This is a genomic window from Helcobacillus massiliensis, assembly GCF_014191425.1.
In the GTDB taxonomy this organism is placed as follows: domain Bacteria; phylum Actinomycetota; class Actinomycetes; order Actinomycetales; family Dermabacteraceae; genus Helcobacillus; species Helcobacillus massiliensis.
In genome coordinates this window covers 1-11,449 of record NZ_JACHWP010000009.1, presented here as the reverse complement: position 1 = coordinate 11,449, position 11,449 = coordinate 1, and the positions used below count along the sequence as shown (strand labels likewise).

11 protein-coding genes are annotated in these 11,449 nt (G+C 70.8%); 7 read left to right on the top strand and 4 right to left on the bottom strand.

All coding sequences use genetic code 11. The features are described 5' to 3' along the window. Window positions 1-40: 40 nt before the first annotated feature. Together FHX50_RS09735 and FHX50_RS09730 are read left to right on the top strand one after the other, a co-directional pair. Window positions 41-1,657: a serine hydrolase domain-containing protein gene (locus FHX50_RS09735; RefSeq protein ID WP_246371005.1), complete on the top strand. Its 1,617-nt coding sequence runs from the start codon at window positions 41-43 to the stop codon at window positions 1,655-1,657. Further along, complete coding sequence (locus FHX50_RS09730; RefSeq protein WP_183377019.1) at window positions 1,654-1,827, top strand: hypothetical protein; 174 nt, start codon at window positions 1,654-1,656, stop codon at window positions 1,825-1,827. Before FHX50_RS09735 ends, FHX50_RS09730 begins: the two co-directional genes overlap by 4 nt. A 10-nt stretch (window positions 1,828-1,837) precedes the next feature. On the opposite strand, the gene FHX50_RS09725 is transcribed toward FHX50_RS09730, so the two are convergent. From FHX50_RS09725 to FHX50_RS09715, 3 genes are all read right to left on the bottom strand, one after another. Further along, on the bottom strand, window positions 1,838-3,286 hold the full coding sequence (locus FHX50_RS09725; protein WP_183377018.1) for a serine/threonine-protein kinase: 1,449 nt from the start codon (window positions 3,284-3,286) through the stop codon (window positions 1,838-1,840). 68 nt (window positions 3,287-3,354) lie between these two features. Beyond that, window positions 3,355-4,758 (bottom strand): MFS transporter, encoded by a 1,404-nt coding sequence (locus FHX50_RS09720; RefSeq protein WP_183377017.1) that lies wholly within the window; start codon window positions 4,756-4,758, stop codon window positions 3,355-3,357. After that, on the bottom strand, window positions 4,755-5,393 hold the full coding sequence (locus FHX50_RS09715; protein WP_259923931.1) for a DUF421 domain-containing protein: 639 nt from the start codon (window positions 5,391-5,393) through the stop codon (window positions 4,755-4,757). The genes FHX50_RS09720 and FHX50_RS09715 overlap by 4 nt, the downstream gene beginning before the upstream one ends. Before the next feature lie 43 nt (window positions 5,394-5,436). Between FHX50_RS09715 and FHX50_RS09710 the strand changes: the two genes are divergently transcribed. Continuing rightward, complete coding sequence (locus tag FHX50_RS09710) at window positions 5,437-5,580, top strand: SRPBCC family protein (protein ID WP_183377016.1); 144 nt, start codon at window positions 5,437-5,439, stop codon at window positions 5,578-5,580. Window positions 5,581-5,775: 195 nt separating this feature from the next. Beyond that, window positions 5,776-6,720, top strand: a complete 945-nt coding sequence (locus tag FHX50_RS09705) for an endonuclease/exonuclease/phosphatase family protein (protein WP_183377015.1) — start codon at window positions 5,776-5,778, stop codon at window positions 6,718-6,720. Between the two features lie 508 nt (window positions 6,721-7,228). Here FHX50_RS09705 and FHX50_RS09700 read toward each other — a convergent pair. Beyond that, a complete protein-coding gene (locus tag FHX50_RS09700) occupies window positions 7,229-8,224 on the bottom strand; it encodes an EamA family transporter (protein WP_183377014.1) in 996 nt (331 codons plus the stop codon). Between the two features lie 85 nt (window positions 8,225-8,309). Here FHX50_RS09700 and FHX50_RS09695 point away from each other — a divergent pair, with 85 nt between their 5' ends. From FHX50_RS09695 to FHX50_RS09685, 3 genes are all read left to right on the top strand, one after another. Beyond that, window positions 8,310-9,233, top strand: coding sequence for a LysR family transcriptional regulator (locus FHX50_RS09695; protein ID WP_183377013.1), 924 nt, complete (start codon window positions 8,310-8,312; stop codon window positions 9,231-9,233). 85 nt (window positions 9,234-9,318) lie between these two features. Next, on the top strand, window positions 9,319-9,945 hold the full coding sequence (locus FHX50_RS09690) for a TetR/AcrR family transcriptional regulator (protein ID WP_183377012.1): 627 nt from the start codon (window positions 9,319-9,321) through the stop codon (window positions 9,943-9,945). Between the two features lie 117 nt (window positions 9,946-10,062). Continuing rightward, entirely contained in the window at window positions 10,063-11,352 is a 1,290-nt protein-coding gene (locus FHX50_RS09685; protein ID WP_183377011.1) for a beta-propeller fold lactonase family protein, read from the top strand. Window positions 11,353-11,449: the final 97 nt, after the last annotated feature.

Here is an 11,449-nt window from a genome sequence, read left to right as displayed (position 1 = left end):
ACCCCCGAACGGCGGAATGCCCCTGCTCTACCCTAGCGGTATGGCTATCGATGAATCCGCGCTCAGCGCCGCCGCGTCCATCTTCGAATCCACGGTCGAGAAGAACGATACCCCCGGCATGGCCTGGGGCCTGCTCCACGAGGGCACGCTCGTCGGCTCCGGCGGCTTCGGCAACTCCCACCTGGAGAACGGCACCGCCGCGGCCGATTCCTTCACCCCCGACTCCCGCTCCCTGTCACGCATCTGCTCGATGACGAAGTCGTTCACCGCAGCGTCGATCCTGAAGCTGCGCGACGAGGGCCGCCTCCGCCTCGACGACCCCGTCTCCGAGTACGTGCCGGAAGCCGCTGCCATCGAACCGGCCACGGAGGACTCCCCTCAGCTCACCCTGCGCCTGCTGCTGACGATGTCCGCCGGGTTCGTCACCGACAACCCGTGGGGCGACCGCATGGAGTCCATGACCCGCGACGAATTCGCGGACCTGCTGAAGAACGGGCTCGGCTGGGTGCACGCCCCGGGAACCGGCTTCGAGTACTCCAACACCGGCTACTCCCTGCTCGGCCGCGTGATCGACGAGGTCTCCGGGCAGTCCTACGACTCGTACATCACCGAGCACTTCCTCCAGCCCCTCGGCATGACCGACACGATCTGGTCGGTCGAGTCCGCGACCGAGGACCAGAAGGCCCGCATCATGCAGGGCCACCGCCTCAATGAGCACACGGATGCGACCCGTTTCGAGCGCATCGAGTTCGACACCCCCGGCGTGTACGGCGCGATGGCGGGCCTGTTCTCCACGGTGGAGGACGTCGCGAAGTGGGTGCAGTTCCTGTCGTCGGCGAACCTCGCGGTGCTGCCGGGCGGGAAGCCGGCGGAGCATCCGGAACTCCTGAGCGCGGCGTCGCGTCGGGAGATGCAGCAGCTGCAGCGCCTGTGGGAGACCCCCGCGCTGCCGGTGCGCGAGGGTGAGAAGCACTCCGCCGGGTTCGACCGCATCCGCGGCTACGGGTACGGCCTCGTGGTGGAGCGCTTCGCCGACCTCGGTGAACTCGTCTCCCACTCCGGCGGCTACCCCGGCTTCGGGTCCTACATGATCTGGCACCGCGCCACCGGCACCGCCGCGATCGCCCTCGCGAACGCGAAGTACGGGCCCGCGATCCGCTCCTGCATGGACGCTCTGCGCGCCATCCTCGAGCACTCCCCCGCCGCGATCACCGCGCCGCGCGGCGAACTGGCGCCCGTCACCGCGACCGCGTTCGCAGCGACCCTGCGTTACCTCAGCCTCGAGGACATGGAGGGGGCCGACGGGTCCGCGATCGCCGATGAGTTCTTCGCGGAGAACATGGACCCGGACATTCCCCGTGATGAGCGCTTCCGACGCCGCGAGCAGGCACTCCAGCTCGCCGGGCTGGAGCTCGCTGACCTGCAGAAGGCGGCAACGCCGGTGATCGACGCGATCGAGGGCGGCGAGGAGCTGCCGGCGACCGTGACGGTGGTGTCCCGCGCGAATGCGCAGCTGAAGCTGACGGGGCCGACGGGCACGGTCACGATCGACATGCTGATGGATCCGCGCCGTGACGCGAAGATCCAGTCGATCACCACGCTCGGGAAGAAGAACGAGCAGCAGGCCGGCGAGAAGAAGGCCGAGGCTGCGAAGTGAGGGCGCGTCTCACGAATGGTCAGGGGCAGCGCCCCTCCTGGTGGCGGCGCACGAGGCGCCGCATCGGGGACGGACTGGACTGCCTCGACTGCTGCGTCCTCATCCCCGGGCTGCTGCTGGTCGGCAGCGTCGGGTCAGTGGTGGCGGTCCTCGGCGACGGCGCGGCCTGAGGGCGAAGGGTCAGCGGATGAGCGCGGCGATGACGCCGAGGATTCCGCCGCCCACCACCAGGCCCGCCACGGAGCCGAGTACGCCTGCGATCAGGTTCGTGCGGGAACCGCCAGCGGCCCCGGGCACGACACCGCCCGGCGCCCCCGCACCACCGATGGAGCCCTGCGCACTGCGCGGACCCGTCGGCGCGGATGGCCCTGACACATACGACCATGCCGGCGACGCCGCCGACTGACCACCCGCACCGTACCCGTACATGGCATGGGACCCACCGGTGCCCGCACCCGAGGGGCCGGACCCGGAGGTGCCGCGCGGACCCGTCGGCGCGGAGCCCGCGGAAGCAGCAGAAGCCGCAGAGGACCCGGAGGCAGCGGGGGTCGCCGAAGCCGCCGAGGCCGCCGACGACCCTGACGGCGCCGACCCGGCAGGCGCCCCACCGCGGGGGGCGTTGGTGCGCGGGCCCGTCGGCCGCTCCCACGGACGCGGCGTCGCCGGGGTGGGCTGCCACTGCGCCACCGGCATCCCAGCCGCGTTCGCGGCGCCGGCACGCAGCGCCTCCATCGACGCGCTCTTGTTCTGATCCACATCGAACGCCTTCTCCCGGACGAACCCGGGCGGCAGCGGCGGCATCAGGGACGTGATCCGGATCGGGGTGCCGTCCGCGAACACGAGAGGGGTCTGCGGGGCCACATACGGCAGGGCACCGATCGCGGCCTGCGCCGATGGGCAGCGCCGCACCGGATCCGCCTCCACGAGGGACCGGATCACCCCGGCCAGCTGCGGCGACACGCCCTTCAGCAGGCGCGCCAGCTCACCGGACGGAATCGGGCCGTCGTTCAGCGTGAAGCGGCCGTTCAGCATCATCAGCGCCACCACGCCCGCGGCGTACAGGTCCTGCTTCGGGGTGGGCTCATCCATCTGGAACAGCTCCGGCGCCATGAAGCCCGGCGTCCCGTTGATCATGCCGACATGCGTGAAGCGCACGTCCGTCTCATGCACGGCGATGCCGAAGTCCGCCAGACGGGAATGGATCGGGGTGGGGCCGCCGACATCGAACATGATGTTGCCGGGCTTCACATCCCGGTGGATCCACTGCTCGTTGTGGATGTGCTGCAGGCCCTTCAGCAGCTGCGAAAGGATCACCACGGTCGCAGCCTCACCGAGGGGGCCGCCTCGTTTGATGAGCCCATCGAGGGTGCCGCCGGACGCGAGCGGCATCGCGATCACCACGTGCTCGTCCTCCGCGCCCCAGCCGTACGGGGTGAGGAGGTTCGGGTGATCGAAGGAGACGCCCTTCTCCCGGACGAAGCGCATGAGATCAGCGGAGTCGCGCTGCCGCAGCACCTTCGCCGCGCACACGTTGTCCACTTTCTTGTCCCAGGCGCGCCAGACAGCGCCTGAGCCGCCCTTGGCGATCAGGTCGATGAGGGCGAACCGCCCCACAATCACGTCAGCCATCCCCGCCAGTGTAAGCGAGGGCACGCGCCCACCGCGCCGTCAGAAGCGACATTGTGGACACGGTTGCGTTACGACCGGGCGTCCGCCACCTCCGCCAACTGGTCGTCCACGAAGGCACCGCTGGCTGAACGCCAGCCCGCAAACGCGAGCGCGAAGCCCGCCACCACGAGCGCCGTGATCACCGGCGGCCACGACCCGATCCGGTCGATCCCCACCCCCACCAGGAACGGCCCCGCCGCCGCCAGCAGATAGCCGATCGGCTGCACGAACCCGCTGAGGCGCGCAGTCACCGCCGGATCATGGGACCTCGCCGGGATCATCGCGATCGCCGTGGGGAACGACCACCCGCCGACGCCGAGGATCAGCGCGCACACCAGTGCGACGAGCGCCGCTGAGTCCCCGAACCCGTCGGCCCCCACCGCGATCAGCAGCAGAACAGCCCCGTACCCCGCGGCGGTCAGCAGCCCGAACGACGCGATGATCGGCGCGAGCCGTCGCGAGCGGTGAATGACCGTGGGCATGACCACGCCGCCCACCATGCCGAGCCCGTTGGTGACGAACACGGTCCACACCGCCACCACGGAGCTGATGCCGGCGTCCATCATCATCACCGGCATCCACCCCATCTGCACGTACGCCTGCATCGACTGCAGCCCGAACATCAGCATCATCCAGCGGGCGGTGCTGGAGCGCCACAGGGGGACGCGGACAGGGCGGGCACCGTCCGGTGACGGCGGATCCGCGGGGAAGTCGTACCGGGTGGTGGCCCACACGGCCGCCCACACCACTGCCGCGGCCGCCGCAGCCACCACCCAGATCAGCAGCGCCGACTGCCACGCCGCCAGCCCCAGCACCTCGATCGGTTCCCTGTCGCCCGCGCGCACCAGCAGCGCTGAGAGCGGCCCCACCGCGCCGCCGAGGCCGAGCAGCGTGGTGTACAGGGTCATGAGGCGGACCGTGCGCTCACCACCGTGGCGTTTGATCCACGCCGGCAGCAGCACGTTGCCCAGCGCGATGCCTCCCGCGATGAGGATGGTGCACCCGGCGAACAGCCAGATCGAGCCGACGAACGGGCGCGCCAGGATCCCCAGCACCAGGACCGCGAACCCCACCATCACGGCGCCGGACAGGCCGAGGCGCCGCCCGATCGGCACCGCCAGCACCCCGAGCACGGCGAAGCACAGGCCCGGGATGGCTGTCAGCAGACCGCCGGCGCTGGAGGACACGCCGAACTCCTCCAGAACCGTGCCGAGCACGGGCCCGAGCGATGAGATGCCGGGCCGCAGGTTCAGCGCCGCGACCGCAACGGCGACGAGGGCGAGCAGGGGGCCGACACCGCGCCTGCCGAACGGGAGGCGGGCGGCCCGGCGGCTGGAACGGCGCGCGGCGGCCCGGGTGAAGCGAGAGGAACGCGCAGGCTTCCGGGTGGAACGCGCGGGCGACTGGGAGGCATCCGACGGCTTCTCAGTCATGCTGTCTCCTCAGGAGGAGTGATCAGATGCGGCGGGATGCGGTCACGGCCCACCACATCCGCCACCAGGGCAGCATCGATCGTCTCGCCGCGGCGCAGCACCGTGAGGTCCCCGCGCGGCTCCAGGATCGCGAGCGCCACATCCTGCACACGGTGGATGCCGGCGCCGCGCAGCCGCACCATCAGCAGGTCCTCCGTGAGGGCGCGTCGGCGCAGCAGGTCGTTCTGGAGGGCCCCGTCGGCCATGATGACGCTGGCGTGGCCGGCGAGGCCGAAGCGGGTGCGGCCCCGCCGCCGCGCCTGCAGCAGCGGCCGGATGGAGCGGCGCAGGCGGCGGAACAGGAACTCCATCGCCATCAGCGTGTTCATCGCGACGAGCGCGCCGGCGAGAGTGGGTGTGTTGCCGAGCATGGCGCGGGCCGCGATGGAGCCGAGGCAGATCGTCACCACGAGCGTGAACGTGGAGGGCCGAGCCACCAGGCGGGGCCCGGCCGCGGTCAGCAGCAGGGTGAAGAACAGGTACAGCACCACGGTGGCGATGAGGACGCCGACGAGGCCCGCGGGGGACGCGCCGATGTGGAACCACAGAGCCGACCAGAACTCCGCCGGCTCCACGGCGGCAGGGGCCTCATGCACGGTCTACTTCCTCCTCTAGGGTCGAGTCACGATCGGGAACTCAGTGTGCCTCCACCAGCGCGTCGCCGCACCGCTGGACGCGGTCGAGTCCATCATCACCGATATTCCGAACGCCGCGCGCACCCTGTCCGGGGTGAACGCCGTCGAGATGCTGACAGAGGGACCGTACCGGCCCGGCACCCGCTGACGCGAAACCCGCCAGATGCTCGGCATGGCCGCCACCGCCGAGATGGCGGCACGGACCTCGGGTTCTTGTTCCAGGCGCAGGCCCCATCGATCGGCGGATTGGGAACGAGGCTGGCCGCGCTGATGGGCCGGGCCGCTCAGGGACTGCGAGCCGTTGACCCAGTGTTCGCCTCGGCGGGATTCGTAGACTGCCCGCATGATCAGCACCCGTCGGCACCTCCGCATGGCAAGCTTCAACATCCGACACTGCCGCGGCGCGGACGACATCCTCTCGCTGCCCCGCACCGCCCGCGCCATCGCAGCGCTCGACGCGGACATCATCGGACTGCAGGAAGTGGACGTCTGCTTCGACGACCGCTCCGACCTCGCCGACCAAGCCGGCGCCCTCGGCGACGCGCTCGGCATGAACGCCGTCTTCGGCGCCTCCCTGCCCGCCCGCAAGGCCGCGGACGCCGCCGGCCGCGCCGCCCTCGGCCTGCCGCCCGCCCCCGACTGCACCGGCTACGGCAACGCCATCCTCACGCGCTTCCCGATCCTCGACAGCCGCACCGTCATGCTGCCCGTCCCCTCCGGCGGCGAGCAGCGCTCCGCGCTCATCGCCGACCTCGACTGTGACGGGGTGCGGGTGCGCGCCGTGGCCACGCACCTGTCCGCCGACGGCTCCGCGGGCGCCGAGGACCGGGCGCAGCAGGTGGCGGCTCTGCGCCGCGAACTGGCCGGCGATGGGGGCGGCGCCCGCGCGGGTTCCGGCGCTGACGGACCCGCAGACGCCGCCGGTTACGGAGGTGCGGACTGCGCTGCCGAGGCCGTACCGGCCGCGACGATCCTCGTGGGCGACATGAACTGCACGCCGTTCAGCGCCACCTACCGCGGCCTCACCCGGGATTGGCGCGACGCCCGAGTCGAAGCGCTCCGCGCCCGCACCAGCGCAGTGCGCGGGGCCGTCGGCCCGGTCCTCGGCGCCCTCGTGGGTGCGGGGGCGCGGTTCGCCGGCGGGTTCACCCATTCGTCCACCCTGCCGCTGCGCCGCATCGATCTGGTGCTGCTGCGCGGGGCTGTCCGTGCGGTGAGGACGTTCGTGCCGTCCACGCGCGTCAGTGACCACCGACCGCTGGTCGCGGACCTCGTCATCACCGACTGAGGCGCGCGGCTTCATCGCCTGCTGAGTCTCAGGGCAGGCCGAAGCCGCAGAGCTGGGCAGAGCCGCGGGGCTGGGCAGGACTGCGGGGGCAGAGAAGAGCCGCGGGGCCCGGCACGACCGCGGGGCCGAGAAGAGCCGCGAGGCTGGGGCAGAGCCGCAACCCCGCCGCGAGCCCCCGGTGCGCGGAGGCAGTGACCAAAAAACGACCAAAAACCGGCCCGAACGCGCATGTCCAGCCCGAAAGGGCGGATTTCGGTCGGAAAGTGCACGGCCGGGGGTCGGGGCCGGGGTTTGGGTCGGGCCGCAGGGCCGGGCCGAGGGCCGGGGTTTGGGTCGGGCCGCGGACCGGGCCGAGGGCCAAGGCGGGTCGCCGGGGCCGCAGTTGGCGGCGGCAAACGGCACCGGCGCCAGAGGGCGGGGGTCAGAGCGCGCCGGTGTCAGAGGGCGGGGGTCAGAGCGCGCCGGTGTCAGACGGCGCAGGCGGCGCAACCGGCAGCGCGCGCCGGCGTCAGAGGCTGTCGGCGACCACGGGGATCGGCGCGGTCGAGACACGCGTCCGGCGCGCGCGCCCGAGCCGCCCGAACCGGCTGAGCCGCCCGAACGCGCGAGGCCACGGCAGCGCGCTGGGCCACGGGAACGGGCGGGGCCGCATCGTCACCAGCAGCAGACCGGCCACCATCACACAGCCGGCCACGATCGTCGCGGCGGTCAGCTCCTCACCCGCCACCACGTGGCCGGCGACCATGCCGACCACCGGCACGAGAGTCGCGAGGGGCGCCACCTGGCTCGCGGGGTAGGTGGACATGAGCATCGTCCAGATGCCGGTCGCGATCGCTGATGACAGCAGGGACAGGAAGCCGAGCGCCAGCCACATCGTCAGCGCTTCCGGCCCCACGAAGGAGGCGAGACCGGCCGCGGTGACAGCCGGGCCGTCCAGCACAACCGCGGCGATCAGCATCGGGATCGGCACCGCGATCGACATCCACATGGCGAGCGCGAACGGACGGTCACTGCGGATATGGGCAGCGGTGATGTTGCCGAACGCCCACGCGAGGCCGGCGAGGATGCACAGCAGCACCGGCAGCAGGGAGGTTGCCTCCGCGCGCTGCACGCTGGCTCCGCCGAGGCCGATGAGGCACAGCACCAGGCCGATCAGAACCTGCCGGGAGGGGCGCTGGCGCAGCAGCAGGACACCGAGGATCACGGTGAACGGGGCGGACACCTGCATGATCAGGGAGCTCAGGCCCGTCGGCAGGCCGGTGCGCATCGCCGCGAACAGGAACCCGAACTCCAGGGAGCCCATGAGCGTGCCGTACAGCAGGATCCACCGCCACTTCACGGCGGGCCGCGGCACGAACAGGATCGCGATGATCGCCACGGGGATGAACCGCAGCGCCACCAGGAGGATCGGGCTGATGTGGGCCATCGCGGCGTCGGCGACAATGAACTGCAGGCCCCACAGAAGAATGCAGAGGGCCCCGATGAGCTGGTGGAACAGACGCATGAGCTCTATGAGACCGCGCCGGCTCCGTTCAGCACAAGCACGAACTTCTGCACCGACTGTGAAGCTGAGCTTTAGAATGAGGGGCATGGATCCCCGCCGCCTCGTTCTGCTCAGCGAATTCGCCGAACGTCGATCCATCACGGCGACCGCTACCGCTCTCCACCTGACCCCGTCGGCCGTCTCCCAGCAGCTCAAAGCGCTGGAGAAGGAGGCCGGGGCGCCCCTGGTGGAGCCGCGCGGCCGCGGCCTGGAGCTCACCGCCCTCGGCGCCGCTCTCGCCGACACCGCGGTCGAGATCCGCACCGCCCTCGCCCGCGCCCGCGCCGTCGCCGATGAGCACGTGCTCGGCGTGGCCGGCACGGTCCGCATCGCCATGTTCCCCAGCAGCGCGGAGCTGCTGCTGCCGGGCGCGATGTCGATGCTGCGCGAGCGCACCCCGTCCCTGCTGATCGACCCGGTGATCCTCGATGCGCAGGAGTCGGAGTTCGCCCGTCTCGTGCCCGACTTCGACATCGTGCTGGCGCACAACGTATCCGGTGCGGGGGCGTGGATGAGCCCGTCGAGCAGCACCCAGCTGCTACTGACGGAGCCGCTCGATGTGGCGGTCGCGCCCGATCATCCGCTCGCCGAGCGCGATGAGGTCAGCGCCGCCGAACTCGCGGACGAATCCTGGATCAGCGTGCCGCACGACTTCCCGTTCGAGCATGCGTTCACTCGCCTGGAGCGGCTGATGGAGCAGCCGCTGACGGTGGTGGCGCGCCTGCCTGATCTGCGCACGATCGAGGCGCTGATCGCCACCGGGCACGGCATCGGTCTGGTCTCGCGGTTCACGGTGGCGGCGGACAAGGTGCGCACGCTGCGGCTCGCGGAGTTCCAGCCCACGCGGCAGATCTACGCGCTCACCCGGGCTGAGCATGCGAGTTCGCCGGCGGTCCGACGGGTGCTGGACGTCCTGGTGGAGGCCGGCTGGGAGGTGGAGAGGGCGGTGGCCGACGGGGCTGCGCAGTGAGCTCGACTCCCGCACCTCGGACTCCTCTGCCCGATTGTTGAACATTCCGCCCTTCCTGCCGGTTGGGAGCCTATGGTGGGATGAAATGGAACACAGAACAGTCAGTCGCAAGCCCGGCCAGCCCTTCGCGCAAACCTTCACCGACGCTCAGCGCGAGATCGCTGACGCCACCATCCGCGTGATCGCGGAGCAGGGCTTCGATGTGGTCAGTGTGCGCACCGTCGCCAAGGCGTCCGGCTTCTCCGCGGGCAGCGTCCAGTACCACTTCGGCACGCGGCAGGAGATCCTCATCGCGGCCCTGGTCCGCACGGTGCAGCGGTGCGGCGACCGCGCCGATGAGCACCCGAGCCAGCCGCTGCTGTTGGATTCGATGACGCTGAAGCTGTCCGAAGTGCTGCCGATCGGTCCGGTGCAGCGCGAGGACCTCGCCGCGTGGATCGCGTATTCGGCGGCGTCGTCCACACGCGATTGGCTGGCGCCGCTGCATACGGAGGCGGTGGAGATCGCTCGTCGGCGCGTCGAGCTGTCCCTGCAGCGCGCGGAGCGCAACGGCACGCTCGCCCCCGGGCTCGACCCCGTGTGCGGGTCCCGCCTCATCTCCGCCATGGTCAACGGTCTGACCGTGGAGTTCCTCAACACGGAGCCCTCCCCCGGTGAGATGCGCACCCTGCTGCGCACCGGCCTGTCCCGCTTCATCCTCGAAGAGGACTGACCGTCGCTGGGCAACAGTTCGGCAACAAAGCGCAGTCACGCGCATTCTCCGGCCTCCCCGTTGTTACCGTGAGCGGAGTCCATCACCGGTTCACGGGCACGAGGGGGCACTGCACCGATGACCGACTCGTCGCAGCACCGAGGTCGATTCCGACTTCCCGCTGCTCTTCTCGGAATCCTGACCGTCGCCGCGGTCATCGCACTGGCGATCATTCAGCCGTGGGCGCCTTCGCCGACGAAGTCGCCCGCGGCGCCGGCTGCCACTGACAGCACCGATGGTCTCGGCTCTGCCGCGGACCCTCCACCGGTCATGCCGGATGAGCCGGCGGCCACCACGCGCATGGGTGAGCGGGAGCGCCTGTTCGGCGACATCACCCCGAAGTCCATCACCTCCAACCGGCGCGGCACACTGCTGGCCTCGAACATGATGTACAGCCACTCCATCACCGTGTTCGACGCCGAGACCCGCACCAGCCGGGACCTCTCGGACTCCGTGGACCTCACCGAGCTCGGCGTGGATGGCTTCCCCGGCATCACCAAGGGCGCGCCGGTGGAGTCCGCGTGGACGGCCGACGGGCGCTACGCGTACGTCTCGCAGTACACCCTCTACGGTGAGGGCGCCGGCCGTGCAGGCAACGACAAGTGCCTGGACCGCGAGCAGATCCGCAACTCCGTGCTCCTGCGCTACGACACCGAGAAGCACGCCTGGGATCAGGCGATCGAGGTGGGCCGGGTCCCGAAGTACGTGGAGATCTCCCCCGATGGCCGCACCGCGCTCGTCTCCAACTGGTGCGACTCCACCATCTCTGTGGTGGACCTCGAACGGGGTGAGGAGACTGCGCAGATCCCCGTGGATGCAGCGCCGCGCGGCATCGTGATCCTGCCGGACAACCGCACCGCATACGCAACCGCGATGTACGCCGACGAGCTGTACCGGCTCGACATCGAATCAGGCACCAGCGAGTTCGTGATGAAGACCGGCCGCAAACCGCGCCACCTCACCCTCTCCCCGGACGACTCGCGCATGTACCTGACGCTCTCCGGCGCGGACCGCCTGCTGGCGCTGGATCCCGCCACCGGCGAAGTGGTGGACGAGACCCGCACGGGCCGCGAGCCGCGCTCCATGACGATCTCGGCCGACGGCACCGCCCTGTACGTCGTGAACTACTACGAGAACACGGTCTCGAAGTTCGACGCGGCGACCCTCGAGGAGCTGCAGCGCGAACCGGTGGGCACCCGCCCGATCGGCGTTGCGTACGAGCAGACCACCGGCACCGTCTGGGTCGCGAACTACGCCGGCAGCGTGGACGTCTTCGACGACACGCTCAGCGCAGAGGAGACCGAGGAGACCGAGGAGGCCGACGGGGACCGCGCCTCCGATGCACCAGCTTCTGACGGCGGCCGCTGACCGTCACGCCAGCGCGAGGGTCCTGCCCTGCCATCGGCGGCGCAGCCACCGGTCGTGCGATGCCACGATGATGCACCCGTCGGCTTCCGAGATCGCA